Annotated in this window: 18 protein-coding genes; 13 read left to right on the forward strand and 5 right to left on the reverse strand. The window is 54.1% G+C overall.

Annotated elements, in window-relative coordinates; all coding sequences use genetic code 11:
* Window positions 1–442: 442 nt before the first annotated feature.
* The 11 genes from BLR06_RS02275 (at window position 443) to BLR06_RS02320 (ending at window position 11,089) form a co-directional block, all read left to right on the forward strand.
* The gene (locus tag BLR06_RS02275; RefSeq protein ID WP_092067869.1) at window positions 443–2,074 is read left to right on the forward strand and encodes a class I adenylate-forming enzyme family protein; all 1,632 of its coding nucleotides are present in this window, start codon (window positions 443–445) and stop codon (window positions 2,072–2,074) included.
* A 46-nt stretch (window positions 2,075–2,120) separates the two neighbouring features.
* On the forward strand, window positions 2,121–3,332 hold the full coding sequence (locus tag BLR06_RS02280; protein WP_092067871.1) for a beta-ketoacyl-[acyl-carrier-protein] synthase family protein: 1,212 nt from the start codon (window positions 2,121–2,123) through the stop codon (window positions 3,330–3,332).
* 94 nt (window positions 3,333–3,426) lie between these two features.
* Complete coding sequence (locus BLR06_RS02285) at window positions 3,427–3,708, forward strand: acyl carrier protein (protein ID WP_092067873.1); 282 nt, start codon at window positions 3,427–3,429, stop codon at window positions 3,706–3,708.
* A gap of 2 nt (window positions 3,709–3,710) precedes the next feature.
* Window positions 3,711–4,520 carry a beta-ketoacyl synthase N-terminal-like domain-containing protein gene (locus BLR06_RS19135; protein ID WP_173812543.1) on the forward strand — a complete coding sequence of 270 codons (810 nt, stop codon included), beginning with the start codon at window positions 3,711–3,713 and terminating at the stop codon, window positions 4,518–4,520.
* Window positions 4,517–5,260, forward strand: a complete 744-nt coding sequence (locus BLR06_RS02290) for an enoyl-CoA hydratase/isomerase family protein (protein ID WP_173812545.1) — start codon at window positions 4,517–4,519, stop codon at window positions 5,258–5,260. Before BLR06_RS19135 ends, BLR06_RS02290 begins: the two co-directional genes overlap by 4 nt.
* Window positions 5,251–6,369 (forward strand): 6-hydroxycyclohex-1-ene-1-carbonyl-CoA dehydrogenase, encoded by a 1,119-nt coding sequence (gene had / locus BLR06_RS02295; RefSeq protein WP_092067878.1) that lies wholly within the window; start codon window positions 5,251–5,253, stop codon window positions 6,367–6,369. The genes BLR06_RS02290 and had overlap by 10 nt, the downstream gene beginning before the upstream one ends.
* Window positions 6,370–6,492: 123 nt before the next feature.
* A complete protein-coding gene (locus BLR06_RS02300) occupies window positions 6,493–8,097 on the forward strand; it encodes a B12-binding domain-containing radical SAM protein (protein ID WP_092067879.1) in 1,605 nt (534 codons plus the stop codon).
* Between the two features lie 2 nt (window positions 8,098–8,099).
* Window positions 8,100–9,026, forward strand: coding sequence for an MBL fold metallo-hydrolase (locus tag BLR06_RS02305; RefSeq protein ID WP_173812548.1), 927 nt, complete (start codon window positions 8,100–8,102; stop codon window positions 9,024–9,026).
* Complete coding sequence (locus BLR06_RS02310) at window positions 9,023–9,727, forward strand: nitroreductase (protein WP_092067883.1); 705 nt, start codon at window positions 9,023–9,025, stop codon at window positions 9,725–9,727. The genes BLR06_RS02305 and BLR06_RS02310 overlap by 4 nt, the downstream gene beginning before the upstream one ends.
* 47 nt (window positions 9,728–9,774) lie before the next feature.
* Window positions 9,775–10,251 carry a 3-hydroxyacyl-ACP dehydratase FabZ family protein gene (locus tag BLR06_RS02315; RefSeq protein ID WP_173812550.1) on the forward strand — a complete coding sequence of 159 codons (477 nt, stop codon included), beginning with the start codon at window positions 9,775–9,777 and terminating at the stop codon, window positions 10,249–10,251.
* 58 nt (window positions 10,252–10,309) lie between these two features.
* Entirely contained in the window at window positions 10,310–11,089 is a 780-nt protein-coding gene (locus BLR06_RS02320; RefSeq protein ID WP_092067887.1) for an enoyl-CoA hydratase/isomerase family protein, read from the forward strand.
* Window positions 11,090–11,376: 287 nt separating this feature from the next.
* On the opposite strand, the gene lexA is transcribed toward BLR06_RS02320, so the two are convergent.
* The 3 genes from lexA to BLR06_RS02335 form a co-directional block, all read right to left on the reverse strand.
* Window positions 11,377–11,997, reverse strand: a complete 621-nt coding sequence (gene lexA / locus BLR06_RS02325) for a transcriptional repressor LexA (RefSeq protein WP_092067889.1) — start codon at window positions 11,995–11,997, stop codon at window positions 11,377–11,379.
* A 111-nt stretch (window positions 11,998–12,108) separates the two neighbouring features.
* Window positions 12,109–13,083: a site-specific integrase gene (locus BLR06_RS02330; protein ID WP_092067891.1), complete on the reverse strand. Its 975-nt coding sequence runs from the start codon at window positions 13,081–13,083 to the stop codon at window positions 12,109–12,111.
* 93 nt (window positions 13,084–13,176) lie between these two features.
* The gene (locus BLR06_RS02335) at window positions 13,177–13,800 is read right to left on the reverse strand and encodes a ribonuclease H1 domain-containing protein (RefSeq protein ID WP_092067893.1); all 624 of its coding nucleotides are present in this window, start codon (window positions 13,798–13,800) and stop codon (window positions 13,177–13,179) included.
* 167 nt (window positions 13,801–13,967) lie between these two features.
* On the opposite strand from BLR06_RS02335, the gene BLR06_RS02340 reads away from it, so the two are divergent.
* Together BLR06_RS02340 and BLR06_RS02345 are read left to right on the forward strand one after the other, a co-directional pair.
* Window positions 13,968–14,180 (forward strand): ferritin family protein, encoded by a 213-nt coding sequence (locus BLR06_RS02340; RefSeq protein ID WP_092067895.1) that lies wholly within the window; start codon window positions 13,968–13,970, stop codon window positions 14,178–14,180.
* Between the two features lie 14 nt (window positions 14,181–14,194).
* The gene (locus BLR06_RS02345) at window positions 14,195–14,599 is read left to right on the forward strand and encodes a spore coat protein (RefSeq protein ID WP_092067897.1); all 405 of its coding nucleotides are present in this window, start codon (window positions 14,195–14,197) and stop codon (window positions 14,597–14,599) included.
* A gap of 72 nt (window positions 14,600–14,671) precedes the next feature.
* On the opposite strand, the gene BLR06_RS02350 is transcribed toward BLR06_RS02345, so the two are convergent.
* The gene (locus BLR06_RS02350) at window positions 14,672–15,685 is read right to left on the reverse strand and encodes a chymotrypsin family serine protease (RefSeq protein ID WP_092067899.1); all 1,014 of its coding nucleotides are present in this window, start codon (window positions 15,683–15,685) and stop codon (window positions 14,672–14,674) included.
* 159 nt (window positions 15,686–15,844) lie between these two features.
* A complete protein-coding gene (locus BLR06_RS02355) occupies window positions 15,845–16,774 on the reverse strand; it encodes a patatin-like phospholipase family protein (protein WP_092067901.1) in 930 nt (309 codons plus the stop codon).
* Between the last annotated feature and the right edge of the window lie 10 nt (window positions 16,775–16,784).

Genomic DNA, 16,784 nt, shown 5'->3' on the forward strand with positions numbered 1-16,784 from the left:
CATTAATAAAGCAGCTCTGATCATCGTCGCCCAGGGCAGCAGTCTTAAGCAAAGAGTGCTGCTAGCCTGCCTGACGGCCAAGCTTAAAAATCTGATTTGCTCATTTAAGGGTCTGTGTAGCAATAGAAAAGTGCAATAAGGGGTTGCGCCAACTTTAACAAAAATATGGTTGGGGGTCCATTGGAATGTAGCATACTTCCAATGGACCTTAAACAATTTTGTAATCATACTAAATTTTAACTTTTTTTTATAATTATTTCAATAATTAGCCTATTTTGACAAATTTTTCAAAATAATTTTGCTAAATTAAAAAGGCGTAGAATAATGGTGTTGCTCAGAATGTCAGTGGGAACCTTTTCAATGAGAAAGAAGCTCTGGTTGATATTTCTAATGGCAAGAAACTTTTCTCAATGCAGTTTCTGGGCTTACAAATTTGGCTAAGATGGGGGGAATTCTTATCAGCATAGTTCAGCAGCGTGAGTATATTCTGAAACAAGAGGAAGATAGTGGGGGGACATTTCTTCATCAGACCTGCCTGCAGTGCGACCGAAGCGAGAACCTCGCATTGCACCTGCTCGGCGAGTCCACGGCTCTGAGTTACGGAGCATTGGATGCCGCCAGCCTGACTTTTGCTCTGCATCTGCAGGCGGCAGGGATAGGTAAGGGGACCCGTATCGCAGTACTTGCCGGCGTCTCCGCAGAGTTCGTTGTGGCACTGCTTGCCGTTTCCCGCTGCGGTGCGGCTTTTTCTCCGGTCGATACCAGCTTGCGAGGCATTTCCCTTTCTTCGCTGATGGAACGCCTGCGGCCTGACGCAGTGATTACCACTAAAGCATATGTCCAGCGCGTCTTCGATGTCTTGGGCGAAGGTTTTTCGGTATTCGTGTTTTCAGGTCGGCGTTTCTGCGCCCAGGAAGCGGGGCTGTGGGGAGATTGGCGGCAAGGAGCGGAATGCAGGCAATGGAGGTTGCCGTTCACCCTGCCTGATCGGGCGTTCGCATCGCCCTTGCCGCCAGAAAGTATGCCGGACGACGACTTGCTACTGATGCCCACCTCCGGCAGCACCGGAGAGCAAAAATTCGTCCGTCTCAGCCATCGTGCGCTCCTTTTTAATACCCGTGCTCATGTCGCCAGTTTCGGCATTGTCGGACCGTTCAAGGCGTTGCAGATCCTCGAGGTCAGCTACAGCTATGGGCTGATCGCCTCGGTGCTGGGAGTGCTAGTGGCCGGAGGCAGTTTGGTGATTCCAGCCCACAATACTGCCCGCAGTGTCCGGGAAGCCATCGAGACTGCCAGGCCGGAGATTTGCCTGGGCAGTCCAGCATTGTTCGACTACCTCATCGACAATTGTTCGGAGAAGGAACGGGTTGTGTTTCGCCACTTACGCAAAATTGGAATCGGCGGTGACCGTTGCCGCGCTCCCCTGCGGGAAAAAATCAGTGCCGCATTCCCCGAGGCGGAGGTATTCGTAACTTACGGTGTCACTGAGGCCGGACCGAGGGTGTCTACCCTGCCGGCCGGGCAATTGCTGTTACGTCCCGACTCGGTGGGCTTGCCCTTGGAAGGGATAGCTGTCGAAGTAGTGGATACTGAGGGCAAGCCCTGCCCTCCCGGAAAGGAAGGCGTTCTGCGTGTGCGTACGCCCTCGCGCATGAACGGCTATCTTTTCGATGACACTCCGTTGGAGCCGGACGGATGGATCACCTTGGGGGATCTGGCCAGCTTGGACGAGGCCGGCTACTTAACCATACATGGGCGACGGGACCGGCAGATCAAACATAGGGGCCGGCGTATTAACCTGGCACAGATCGAGAAGGTTCTTGAATCCCTGGCCGGCGTTGTCTTGGCAAAGGTGGAGGTAGACAATGGCATGGACCGTCTGCGGGCAGTAGTATTTCATCGTGCCGGCGAATCCTCCGATTTCGAGCGTCAGTTGGTTGTTCATTGCCGTCGCAATTTACCGCCCCGCCTGGTGCCAGAGGAAATCACGCTGAGGTCGGCGGATGGAATGTATTTTTTCAAGGGACGCCCGCTTTCTCTGAGCGGCAGTCAAAGGGCATTCGGTGAAAAGTAGTGGTATCACGGAAAAAAGGAATCAGCGGAGAGGAGAGATCTAAATAATGGGTACACGTGCGGAAATACCTGTCGTGACCGGTATGGGATGCGTCTCTTCCGTGGGAGAGAACGTCTCCGACTTCTGGCGAGCTTTGCTGCGAGGCGAGAGTGGGATCAAGGAAATCGAGGAATTTCCCCGGGAGGCCTTGCGCAATTCCCTCGCCGGAGTGGTCCGCGTCTCCCCAGACTTGCGGCTGCAGGCGGACCGGGACAGAATCAAGGCGAGGATACAGCTCTTCGCCGTGGCCGCTCTGAACGAGGCATTGGAGGATGCACGGCTCGATCTCCGGGCCATGAGGTCGCGTCAGGGAAAAGTAGCACTCGTGATTGGCACTTCGCTCGGTATGTCCCTGGTGTTGCCATCGCTGGTTCCTGACGAAACCTTGGCGGCATTTGACGGGGCGAACGAGACCAACTCAAGCTTGGCCTATTTGACGCGCTTTTTTGAGGATCACTATAGCATGCCAGGGGCGGTTTCGATGGTGTCCACAGCATGTGCTTCGGCCACCCACGCTATCGCCCTGGCCTGCGACATGATCCGCCATGACGGCTATGACACTGTAATCGCCGGCGGCGCCGATAGTCTGGACCGGATGAAATATCTCGGCCACTCAGCGTTATCGACACTAACTACCCGACTCTCCAAACCCTTCTCCCGTACCCGGGACGGTACCTTGTTTGGGGAAGGGGCGGGATTCCTAGTCCTTGAACGGCCGGGCCGGGCCGGAGCGCCCAAGCCCCACGCGATCTGCCTGGGGGCGGGGTACAGCAACGACAATTACCACGTTACGGCGCCAGACCCCGAAGGGACGGGAGCCAGTATGGCGATGTCGGCAGCTATGGCCGATGCCAACCTGAGGCCGGAGGATATCGGCCACGTCAATCTGCATGGATCTGGAACGGTGCTCAACGACAAGGCGGAATATTTGGCCCTCCGCGATGTATTCGGCGACGTTGTAGCTACGCTGCCCTGCACCTCCATCAAGGCAGCAGTGGGCCATGCCATGGGCGCGTCCGGAGCGCTGGAAGCCATAGCCACCATCATGACGTTGCGGGAGCAGATTGTGCCTCCCACCCTTAATGTTTCGCGGAGCGAGGTGGCGTTCGAAATGGACCTGGTGGTGGACAAGCCGCGACCCTTAGATGGCGTGAATTATGCGATCAGCAATTCGTTCGGCTTCGGCGGTACCAACGGGGTGTTAGTAATGGGACGATAAGCGTCTTGCCATATAAGTGTGTACGAAGTGAATATATTCGGCCGGGAAGCTTGATTGCGAGATCGGTGAGCCAGGCTGGGAAAGTAGGGGTATTATGGAAAAGAAGGAAATCAGTGATCGTATCAAAAGTCTGCTAGTTGAGGATCTTTTCCTTGCGGATTCGGTGGACGAGATTGCAGGCAGCGCAGAATTAGGCACAGATCTGGGCATGGATTCCGTTGGCTTCGTGGAATTGGCCACGCTGGTAGGCGAGGTCTTTGGAATTGAGGTGGCCGATACCGACATCGGCGATGGCCATTTCACCAGTGTGGACAAGGTGACGGAATTCGTCGTTTTAAAAGCTAAATGGCAAGGAAAAAGCGGCGAGGAGGGATAAGAGTGGAGAACGTGCAGGCTTTTCGGGAAAGCCAGGAGCCATCCATGAGCGCAGCGGCCGCAACGGTGCCAGTGTCCGTCGCCGGCTGGGTTGTTGCCCCAGGCCAGACACTTCCACCACTTTGGCTTCCGGAGCAGCCAGGTAACGTCGCCGATGACGAGGAAGGCTTGGTGGCGGCTTTCAAACAGCGCACCCAGCAACGCTACATTGACAAGGCCGCCGAGCAGGGCATCCTGGCCCTGCACCGGACCTGCGTCGCCGCCGGGGTCGACCAGGAACGCATCGACCACGAACCTGGAAAGGTCGGACTGCTCATCGCCACGGATCGGGGACCGGAGGACACCCGGGAGCGGTTCCTGAATACCTATGCCAGAAGGGGCGGCAAGTCCGTCTCGGCGACCCTGTTTTCGAATTGCGGCTACAACATCGTGGGCTCCAACCTGGCCCGCAGCTACAATATCCGTGGACCGGTTCTGACCTTGAGCGCGGCAGCGGACTGGCCGTTAGTGCTTTTCTGCACAGCTTTGCGTCTTTTCGCGGCAAGACGAGTGGACCTGCTGTTCGTCGCCCGGGCGGAACCGGAGGGGGCCGTCGTGATTTGCCTAGACCGTCAGGCGCCATTGCGGTTTGGGCTGACTCCCGCGCGTCTAGACGACCTATCCAGAGGAGTGGTGCTGAAGGCGGCGCCGGAGCAATGCCAGTCTTTGCAATCTTGTCTTTCCGGCGACGATTGCATTGGGTTTTGGGTTCAGGTCGCCTTGCAGGCGGCGTCTTATTTTCCCACTCAACCTGTCAGGTGCAAGTGGCCATGACATACTCTAACACTATGCTATGGGAGGCCCAGGTTTCCGCTACAGCGGGGGGCACCGTAGGACTGCTTCACCTCGCGGAGGGGGAGGAAGGCCGGGTGGTTTTGACCGAAGCCCGGATAAAGCGGCTGTTAAACGAAGTGGAGGCGCTGGCGCGCAACGAATCGCTGGCACTGGTTCTGGTGACCGGCGGCGCCAAGACTTTTTGCCTGGGGGCGGATCTGTCCGCATTGCGCACCGGTACACTGGCGGATACGGAACGCTATTTGCACGCCGGACAGGCGCTGATTGATTATCTATCCATGTTGCCGGTCCCAACTGTCGCCGCCGTGGGCGGCCTGGCTTTGGGAGGGGGCTTCGAAGTGGCTCTAGCTTGTGACTTGCGCTGGGCCCACCGGCGTGCGGTTTTTGCCCTGCCGGAAACCCGGGATAAACTCATTCCTGCCTGGGGGGCTACTTTTGCGCTCACCCGGGAATTGCCGGGCGCCTGCGCTTGGGAACTGTTGCTCGGGTCAAGGATAGGGGCGCTGGCGGCTCAGCAGAGGGGCTTGGTTGGCCGTATTTTCAGCGGTCCGAACTTCTCCGAGCAAGCATGGGCGGCGGCTCAGGAGCTTGCCCTATTGGGAGGTGAGGTCACGCGAGCCCTCAAATCCATTTGGCGTTGCGCCCACAAGGAGGCGGCGCGCGACCGGGAGCGGACCGCATTTATGGCCCTGCTGAAGGAGAACGAATCATGCCCGTGAATGAAAACTTACATGCTTGGCGCATTGTTCAGCAACAGCAGCCAGCCCGGCCCTTCCGTTTTGAAAGGGTAAACGAACCGATTCCGGAAATCCGGGCTAACGAAGCCCTGGTCGAGGTTGCCGCCTGTGGGATTTGCGGGACCGATATAGGTTATTTCTTTGGCGACGTGGCGCCGGTAGCTGCGCCCCCGTTGACATTAGGCCACGAAATCAGCGGCCGCGTGGTGCGCGGCGGCGGCCTGGAAGGCCGGCAGGTGATCGTGCCGACCATCATCCCCTGCCGCAGCTGCGAACTCTGTCGCTCCAGCCGGGCAAACCGTTGTGTGCGACAGCGCATGCTGGGGGGGAATTACGCCATTCAAGGCGGTTTTGCGAGCCATGTCGTCGTCCCTGCCCATGAACTTGCGTTGGTACCGGAGGACAGCCCCATTCCCCTGGAGCATCTCGCCGTGGTGGCGGACGCTGTGTCGACGCCCTATCAGGCGGCACTGCGGGCCAGCATCGCACCAGGCGATAAAGTCATCGTCATCGGTGCCACCGGTGGCCTGGGGGTTTACCTCTCCCAATGGGCGAAATACATGGGGGCCGATATAGTGGTCGGCATAGCCCGCGACCAGGCCAAGTTGCAAGCCCTTGTCCCCCACGGCGTGGATGTGCCCATCGCCACTGGCGACCGGGGCGTCGACGACATCCGGCACGACATCTGGCGCGCCTGCAGGAGCCGTGGTGTCAATCCCCGCTATTCCTGGAAAATTTTCGAGGTCAGTGGAACCCTGGCCGGCCAGGAACTGGGGCTGGGCCTGCTCACTTTCGCCTGCAAGCTGGTCCTAGTCGGCTTCGCTCCTGGCGAGTTGCGATTCGCTCTGTCCAAGGTCATGGCCTATGACGCCGAGATCGTCGGCAGTTGGGGCTGTGATCCGGCGCTATATCCGCGCGTGGTCGAGCATGTGATGAAGGGAGACATACAAATTCTGCCCTTTATCGAAACGCGATCCATGCAAACCATTGCCGCCAGTTTCGACGATGTGCGGCAGCGGCGAACCGGTTTAAAGCGCATTGTGCTGACGGCGGATTGGCAGAGCGGCGCGGCGGCGGTCTGCGGGAATTAAACGGAGCATGAAAGGGAAGCAGCGGTTCGGTTTGTGACGCAGTGCAATTGGGCACGGTACGAATGCGGTGGCGGTTGTCCGCCTATTGTCTGAGATGAAAATACTAGTGCGAAGGGAGAAATCATGGAAAACATGGAAAACATGCAACCCATCAGTTTACATCTTGCCGACCGACCCCGGCGTTCGGGATGGGTAGAGTATATCAACAAAACCGGATTTGTCCCGCGGCCGGAAGAAGTGCTTTTCACCACCTTGCCGCGCAACATCTACGCGGCCGAGGGCTATGATGGTGACATCCCCTGCGTCACCGAGGACGGCCGGCTGGATTGGTTTGCTAGCCATCCGCTCGCCTATCCAGAGGAATACCAGCCTTCGATAAAATCCCGTTCCTACGATGTGTCCTTCCTGTCGGCGAACGTTCCGGGGCCAACTTATCTGGAATTGCCGATGCAGGCGGAAATTGAGGCGGCCCTCGCAAGCCGCCAGTTCAAGGTGTTGGCGATCAGCGCCTACACTTGGATGATCCCCTGGGCGTTGAAACTGGCAGAGAGTGCACGCCAGGAGTATGGCATACAAGAGGTATGGTTAGGCGGCTACGGCGTCATGACACCCGAGCCGCGCATCCGCGAAGTTTTTGACCGCCTCTACTGGGGCTATGGGGAGACGACCTTCCGAGAAGCCTTGGGTATGTCCCCCATTAAACCGGCAGAAATCGAACACCCCATGTTGATCAACGAGTCCACATATCTTGCTCACAAAATTAAAATCGGTCATCTTTTCTGGGAACGGGGCTGCACACAGAGATGTACCTTCTGTGCCGATCCGGTTTTTCAGCCGGGAGGCGAGCCAACCTTCTCCGTGGCCAATGTTCGCAAGGTGCTTGAACGCTATAAAGCGGAGGGCGTGATGTCGGTGCACCTGGTCAACCAAGACGTTCGGCCATTCACGGTGGTGGGGAAGCAGATCATCGAACTGTTGCACGAATTCGGCCTGCCTTTCACCATGATGACCAGTTTTCAGGCGCTGACGGCCAAAGGACTGGACGGCATAAAATGGCTAGCCGACCGAGGGTTGACCATGGCGCAGCTGGGCGTGGAATCTCTAGATGACGCCAACCTTACTTGGGCCCACAAAACGACCAACTGCACCCACATCCGGGATACGGTGCGTCAGATGGATGACCTGCGCATCCGGCTGTCTGCCACCTATATTATCGGTTTCGAGAACGACACGCCGGAGAGCATCCGGCGGGCGAAGCAGCGTTTAGGGGATTTGGGACCAATCTACACTTATTTCATGATCCTTCTGCCCATGCCCGGCACTCCTCAGTACTACGACATGTTGAAAAGAAATCTTATTAAAGACTGGGATTTCCGCAAATGGACTGGTGGCTATCTGGTCTGGCGGCATCCGGTGATCCAGCCGGACGAGGCCCGGGCTCTGCTTCGGGAAATGGACCTGGCCATCAACACCCCCCAGTACAATAAGCGCTTGCAGCGGGAATGGACGCGCATCAATCGCATGCGGGAAAGGCTTCTACAGCGGGAACGGCAGGGAGAATCCGCCGACATGCGCGCTCGCGCTCGGGTGTATTATCACCCGGACAGTTACGCAAAGCTGCTAACTGACAGATTTGGGGTCAAGCCGGGAGCAACGCTCCCGTCGTGTGACGCTTCGCGAGAGACGCCACCGACCCCGATGGCATCAAAGGATTCGAGGAGGTTATGATTATGCGGCCAGTCGTTGAGATAGCGCCGGGCGCTTGGTTCGTCCAGCGGGATTGGCTAAGCTGTAATCATTTCATTGCTAAGTTGCCGCAGCTGACCTTGATCGATACCGGCTACAAAGACGATTTACAGGAAACCATTGCAGTGCTCCGATCCTTTGACGTCGAGCCGGCGGACGTGGATTTGATCGTGAACACCCATTGCCACTGCGATCATGCCGGCAGCAACCGTTACTTTATTGAGCAGTCCGGTTGCGACGTCTGGATGCACGAGGAAGAAAAGCGCCGCATCGATACGCGGGATGACATCGCTACATGGTGGCGCTTTCACGACACCTGGGCAGATTTCTTTAAGGTCGATAAGGGGCTGCGCGAGAACGACGAAATTCGCTTCGGTTCCCTCGTCCTGCAGGTGATCTATGCCCCCGGGCATTCCCGCGGCCTGATGATTTTATATGCCAAGGATCTAAAGGCGCTCTTCAGCTCGGATGCGATATGGCAGGGGGATATGGGGGTCATCAATCCTATCGTTGAAGGTGAGGATGCCCTCGACCGGGCGGTCGAGACGGTGGAGCGCATCGAGAAGCTGAACCTTGAGGTGATCTATCCGGGGCACGGTCCAATCATTCATAAGCCTAAACCTGTAATCGACCGGCTCTTACGCAAACTGGAGCGTTATTATCAAGACGAGTCGATGATGCACATGGACCACATGAAAAAGATGATCGCCTATTACGTCCTGACTCAGGGACGTGTGAAAGAAGACGGTTACTACGACTACCTGTTGCGCTCAGTGTGGTTCCCACGGATGGTGGACCGCTATTTTGACGGGCGCTACGAGTCCACATATCAGGCGGTCATCGACGGCAGCCTGCGCAGCAAGATGATCGTTCGGGACAACGGATACCTTTACGGAGCCGGTAAAATATGAGCACAGGGGAGCGGATAAGGCAGGAAACGCCGGCGGAGGCCGGCCGTGACATTATCTTGTGCACCATACGGGAGCGGCGCTCCGTGCGCGCCTTTTTGGATCGGCCTGTGGCGCGAGAACTGATCGAGACCGTGCTCGATGCGGCGCGCTGGGCACCTTCTGGTGCCAATATGCAGCCTTGGTACGTAAGGGTGGTGACTGGCGTCACCAAAGCCCGTATCACCAGGGCACTGCTGGAAGCCCGGGAGAAGAGTATCCGGGAACACCCAGACTACCAGTACTACCCCGTCGAATGGTTCGAACCTTACAAGTCCCGGCGGATGGGGCTCGGGGTGGCAATGTACAGCACCCAGGGTGCGAGGCGTAACCGCGCTGAAAGCTGGAACAACAACTATCGTTTCTTTGGGGCACCGGTAGGACTGCTGTTCTTCATCCACAAAGATCTTGCCACGGGTTCCTGGATGGACTATGGCATGTTTATACAGAACGTGATGCTGGCGGCACGGGCGTTGGGATTGGAAACCTGTTGCCAGGCATCCATCTGCGACTACCCGGACCAGATACGGGAAATTTTGGGCATTGGTCCCGAGCGGCTACTGGCCTGCGCGGTGAACCTGGGCTATCCGGATTGGTCGGCACCTGTCAACGGTTTCGCCCGCGCCCGTGCGCCGGTCGCTGGATTTACGGTTTTTCACGATTGATGCCGGGTTGCGATCAGTTAAAATTACATCTCAAGGAGGAATTTCATATGACAGAAACCGGTCGCGTGATTGGCTTCACCGAATTGAAGGAAAAATACCTGCCCCAGCGCTACCCGCTGCTGCTGCTGGATCGGGTCACCGGCTTTGTGCCCAACGAATGGATCGAGGCCACCAAGGCTGTTACCGGTAATTCGCCGGAACTAGTTGGACACTTTCCCGAACGCGCGATCCTGCCCGGATCTGCTCTGATGCAATCCTTTTCGCAACTGGGCATCGTGTTCTTCAAGATCACCAATGGCGCTCTAGCGGAGGACGAAATCACTGTCGTCTCTTCTTTCAAGATCCGTCTGACCACACCGATCCCGCCAGGGGAGATCCTCACCCTACGGTTGGAGGCGCGGCGCTTCTCCCGCGGTGTCGGAGTCTTTCGTGGACATTGCGGCATGAACGGCAAGATCGTCGCTCATGCTAGCCTGACTATTGCCAAGGCCAAGCTGGATAGCTTCGTTGGCATCCCCTGGTAGGGGGGCGCCAGAAGGTACATCCTCATGAGTGCGCCAAGCGAAAGGATGAGATTTAGCTATGTCTATACCACACAATATTCTCTATGAAAAACGCGATGGCGTGGCCTATGTCACCCTCAATCGCCCTGAGGCGATGAATGCCATCGACGAGGCCACCAACGCGGAACTGGAGGAAGTGTGGCGGGATTTTGCCGCCGATGATGCCGTGGATGTGGCCATCTTCACCGGTAGCGGGCGGGCTTTTTGTGCCGGCGCCGATCTGAAGACCTTCATCCCCAAGTGGGAGGGGGCCAACATGCTGGATGTGCGCAAGAATATCCCCCATGGCCTCGGAGGCGGGTTGACTCGCGGGCAGCACCGTCTCTACAAGCCCATCATTGCCGCGATCAACGGCTATGCCATCGGTGCCGGCCTGGAAATTGCCCTGGCCTGCGATATCCGCATCGCTTCCGAAAAGGCCAAATTCGGTATTTTTGAGGTGCGCTGTGGCCTGCACCAAGGCGATGGAGGTTTGGTCCGCCTGGTGGCAGTAGCCGGGATCGGCGTAGCCCTTGATCTCACACTGACAGGGCGGGAGGTCACGGCCGAGGAAGCGCTTAGGCTAAGGCTGGTTACCCGCATCGTGCCGCCGGAAGATTTGATGCAGGCAGCCGAAAATACGGCGCGCATGATACGAGGCAACAGCCGCAATGCTGTTCGGTCCGCCAAGGAGACCATCCTTGAACTGATCGGACGCCCACTGGATGACGCGCTGAGACTGGAGACGCTATACGGCTACTCGAGTCTAGGAGACTTCGCCGATGCTCGTGCAAGGCTCGCCCAGTTTGTAAAGAAATAGATGGCTCCGCTCCTTCAGCTGGACCGATACCGACATGAATAAGAGAAACATGATAGTTTCCACTTTGCAACAATTGCCGGAGCAGTTCCGTACGTAAAACTTTTGGCATCTATCCGCAAGCTCCTTATGGGTGGAATGCAGTGGGAATATCTTTTCGGACGCCGATAACGACGTTGGTGAAGCCGGGAATTATTTTTGCCATAGAATAAATAAGGAAACCACACCGGAATAAACAAGCAGCTCCTTCAACGATTGAAGGGCTGCTTGTTTATCTGGTATATGCATTTTTACAGCCGCCGGAATACGCCGATGACTTTACCCAGTATGGCTACATTGGTCACCAAAATAGGCTCCATATGGTCATTTTCCGGCTGCAGCCGGACATAATCCTTCTCTTTAAAAAAACGTTTGACTGTGGCTTCCTCATCATTGACCAGAGCGACAACGATATCGTTGTTGTAGGCGCTGTTTTGCTCCCGGACCAAAACATAATCGCCATCAAAGATGCCGGCGTTAATCATGCTTTCCCCCTGCACGGACAGCATAAACACGTTTTCATTATTGCCCACCAGCTCCAGGGGAAAAGGAAAAACCTCCTCAACATTTTCTACCGCTAAGATCGGCTGTCCCGCAGTAACCCGCCCAACCAGGGGAACGGGCGTTATTTTCTTCTGCCGCCAGGGCGCTTCATCCAAAATTTCAATTGCCCGGGGTTTATCCTGATCACGTCTGATAAAGCCCAGCGTTTCGAGCTTAGCCAGATGTCCGTGCACGGTAGAACTGGAGCTTAATCCGACCGCCTCGCCGATTTCGCGGACAGAAGGGGGGTAACCCTTGATTCTCAAAGTATCTTTAATATAAGCTAAAATTTGTTTTTGTCTATGATTCAACAAATAGTCTTTATTCACACATCATCAACTCCCGGCTAAAATTTCCATCCTAGCTCTATTATAACAATGATCTCCAGGCATTGCAAACATTCGTTCGTAGGCCGGCCGCCAAAAACACCGGCAGCGTCTCTAAAACATTTTATTGAGGGCATTATTTTTAAATAAATTACCCTGCTCAATGTAGCGCCGGACCATTTTTTCCGATTTATGGCGGGTCTGCTGCATAATGGCCCGTTCATCAACATCATGCTGTGCAGCGCTTGTCGCAAAGCCCCGCCGCAGGCTGTGCCCGGCAAAATCCTCGGCGTTTAATCCCGCCAGCCCGGCGTATTTTTTTACGATAAGCGCCACCGACTTGTCACTGAGACGCCGGTCGCGCACTTTTTTATACTTGTTTAACGGACGGAAGAGGGGACCGCTGTTCAGCCGGGCCTGCTCCAGCCAGTGCTTCAGGGCGGTTACGGCGCAGACGCCCGGATCGGTATTATAGGGAATGGCCACATATTCTCCCTGACCTTCCTGGTCGCCTTTGGACTGGTGAACCAGAACAATGACGCCCTCGCGGGTAAAGGCAAGGTCCTCAACATTGATTTTGACCAGCTCCGAACGGCGGAACGCGCCCATAAAACCGGTCAGTATAATTGCCTTATCACGAATCCCGGCAATATCGGCTGTATCGAAGCAGGAGGCGATATCCCGTAAATCTTCAAACAGGAGAGGGGCCTTCCCGCGCTGAATGGTGCCTTTTTCCCGCTTAATGGCATCCAGTGCATTTCTGACCAAACCGCTGCGGCACGGATTATCATCCTGATAGCCGCCGGCTTTATGGTTTTCCGAAATGGCGCTGAGACGGCGCGATACCGTATTGGCTTTAGCATTGTCGGCCAAGTCATTCATATAATTGACAATGGTTTCAGGCTCGGCCGGCAGCGCCTGAAACCCCAGATGCGTGCACCAGTCATAAAAATCCAGCCAGTCGGCTTCATAAGCCCGCAGGGTGTTTTCGGCTTTGGATTTGCGCAGGCGTTTTTTGCTTTTTTCGGACAGTTTGTCATTATGCTCAATCAAACCGCTGTTGCGCAGTACAAAATCATGATTTGCCATTCGCTAACCCCACCTTAATTTTTCGCTTAACTTCCGATAACTATAAATTATCGGAAGTTATAATATTCAGCAACCAACCCCAGGTACGGTTAATCAACTGTCTTTCAGCACCTGCCCGGCCAGCTTGTCGGCCAGCTCATTGCCTTCAACGCCGGAATGCCCGGCTACTTTATTGAATTTTACCCTGCTCAGATAATTGGCGGCAAAATCGGCATAAGCCTTGGTAAATTGATTATTGGTTTTCCAGCGCCCGGTAGCCCATTCGGAAATTCCAATATAATCATGATGCAGGATCACAAAATCCACCGCCTGGCCCTCTGACCATTTCATCGCCTGCATCGCTGCCTCCAGCTCGCCGGCGACGTTATGAATTGCCGCAGCAGCGACGTCCTGGCCCAGGCCGCTGGCCGTATGAATAAGCCGGGCGCCGTCATAAACGGCAAACGCCCAGCTGTAGCGCTGATTGGCATAACTTCCGTCCACATAAATATCATAATATTTGCCCACGCCTGGCGGCATACCTGCAGCCGCCGGTTTTTGAACTGTTGCAGCCTGATGATCATCATCGATATAACTGAGGGCTTCCCGCTCAGTGGCGAAGCCTTTATACAACGCTCCCGGATAACCGTGCACCTGCGCGCGGCATTCGGCCCAGGTCTGATAGATTCCTTTAGCCCTGCCAACTTTAACCCCATAAAACTTCTTCATTGCTGCCATAAAAATAGTTCCTCCAATCAGGTGTAACCGTGTGCTCATCGCTTCTCTGTTATATCCTGTTTTATCTTCGACGGCCTGTAGGCATTTTCCCTTTAACCTTACGATTTGATTGTATAAAATCTTACCAAAAAACACAAATTAAGGTTAACAACGGAGGTGATGATGGTATGGCCAATGATCGTTTAACACAAAAAGAACAGTCGTTTTTAGAAGATGCCTTGGAAATGGAAAATCTCTGCATTACAAAATACAGCGTCTATGCAGAACAATGCCAGGATGACGATTTGAAAGATCTCTTGTTTAACATCTCCAAGAATAAACGGCAGCATGTAAACAGAATCAACCATTTGCTCGACAAAAACAGTTTTACTTATAATTAAAATGAGGTGATAAAATGCGTCAGGGAAACCGCTATTCACGTTCAACCCCAACCAGCCTTTCCAGCCGTGATATGCTCATGGATTTGCTTTGTACCGAGAAAAGCCTGTCCCATCTGTACGATCATGGCATTATGGAGTCATCAAATGATGAAGTTCGCTATACCTTTGAAGAGTTACAGCATGATGAACATGAAAATGCGCATGTTCTGTTCAAGGCTATGCAGCAGCGCGGCTGGTATAATACCGATGCCGGCGCTGACAGAAGCTACTCCAGAGCAGACAGCAACTACTTGCATGCCGGCCGTTATGGCCGCAGCAAAGCCAGCAGTGAGTATGCAGTAACCAGCGGCGGATCACAGCGATTCGGCAGCAAATTTGCGCGGAGCGGCCGCCGGTCAACCAGCAACTCTCTTGCCTAAACCGGACAAATACTGGATATAGCAAAGGACTCAGCCGCAGTAAGCAACGGCTGAGTCCTTTCGGTGTATAAGTTATTTATCCAGAATTAAATCTACATTTAAGGCATCCAGAACATTGGTTATCCGGTTGAACATTGTCGCCTGCTCCGAACCGGCAAACAATAAGCCCACTGCATAATTATCCTCGGTTAAAATAACTGAGCCGCTGTCCCCAGGCATGCTCATCGGCCCGGCCAAAATCTGATCGGCAAAAACGGCTGACTCCTGTCTGCTGATATTTACCTTCATTGACACATCGGTTGCCAGCACAATACTATGGGTAACGCCCGAGCTCCGGCCGCTTTTTTTTACCTGCAGGCCTAAGCTCGCTTCCTTAATTCCGGCAATAGCGCCTATTTCTAAAATCTCCGGACTGATATCTTCGGAATGAACCGGCGCCGCAATAGCGCAGTCCACCAAATTGACCTGCTCATTATTCCTTAGTACCTGAATCCGGTACTGCGGCTTAAAGGTATTAATCATTTTATTGATCAGCTTTTCAAAAATATGGGCAATATTGCATTCCGACCGGTTTAATTCACGATAAACCGGGATGAATTTTTTTAACGTGGCAATGCTGTTATTAGCGCCGGCCATATTATCAAAGCTCCCTGGCTGCAGTACCAGATCGCCGGGGCGGGAGCGCTCGTCTTTACCGTCAGTCAGGTTTGCCAGCACATGATTATTCGATAAAATGAACAGCTCGTTACTGTTGCGATCGCGAACCACTGCGCCAAAGGTTCCGGCCGACACTTTATAATGACCGATGCTAACGCCCGGCGGAGCCGGTCTCAGCAGCTTTTTGCGTTCAGTATGCAGGCAAATGTCTCCGACCTCAATGATATCGGTAACCATACCGTCCAGCTTGCCCGGTACCAACGCACTGCGGCTGAGGCTGTGCCTGTTCATTTTTTTTCTGACCAGAATAACGACAGCCTCCTGTCTGGTATTTATTCCCCTAATCCATTTATGGCCATGGCCTAAGCCAATTACATTATCAAATTGGCACACATCATTATATAGCGGATGAACATTGCCTTTTTTCATATATACCTCCCCCTGACCTTAAAGTTAGACAGTCTGTTGCAGCTCAACCGAAGCGCCAAACAAACAGTTACAGTCCCCCAAAGGTATTCAGGTGGAATTTGAATTCCACCTGAAGCTTAAGTCTCACTTTATGATATGAGGGGCAGGATATAATGGTAACTACCTTTCGCCGGTTAATCTTTTTATTTCGCTCATTTGCGCTTTGGCCGCCTGTTCGCCGCGGCTAATTGCCAAAGCGGTGTTTTTTAGCTCTTTAAAATTAATATCAAACACGGATGGACGGATGATTACATCGGCATATTTTTCAGATTTTAATAACGTAACCTCCCGGTTCATGATATCGATACACTGGATAAGAATTTCCCCCACCGAGTGGACATCAGGATTGGGCTCTCCTGAATACCCCAGGTCTACGGCGATGATTACATCAGCCCCCATATGTTTGAGAATATCGGTCGGCAAATTATTTTTAACGGCTCCGTCCACCAGCGTCATGCCACGAAACTTCTTGGGAAAAAAAACGCCTGGTATTGATATGCTCGCCCTCACCGCATCGGTAAGCAATGCGTTGTGGTAGTATCTGGCATTTAAAATGGCCCGGTTTCCCGGCAACGGCGTCGTAAAAAAAACAGTATCAGCGGAATTTAGGTCAACTGCAGTAATGGCCACAGGAATAAAGGTATCCCTAAGTGTGCGCTCCTGCCACAAACTGCTAAAATACCGTTCAATTTTATCGCCCTTGACCAGGCCGTTTGGTAAAACCGACCAAAAGCGCGACATTCCACTCATCAGCCATTTCATGCCATGCTTAAACAAATCCGATACTGTCATTTTTAGATCAATTAATTGGGAGGTTTTCATATTTTTGGCCAGCTGCTCCATTTGCTGCGGTGTATATCCACAGGCATATAAGGACGCGACAATTGCGCCGGCGCTTGTACCTGATATCAAATCTATTGGTACGCCGTTGGCCAGCAGGGATTTTAGGACCCCGATATGGGTTAAGCCTCTAATTCCGCCGCCGCTAAGCGCTACGCCCACGGTTGGCCTTTTCATTCCCCAGGGCTTATTGTTTATTTTGGTCAACATGTCATCACCC

The organism is Dendrosporobacter quercicolus (assembly GCF_900104455.1).
GTDB classification, from domain to species: domain Bacteria; phylum Bacillota; class Negativicutes; order DSM-1736; family Dendrosporobacteraceae; genus Dendrosporobacter; species Dendrosporobacter quercicolus.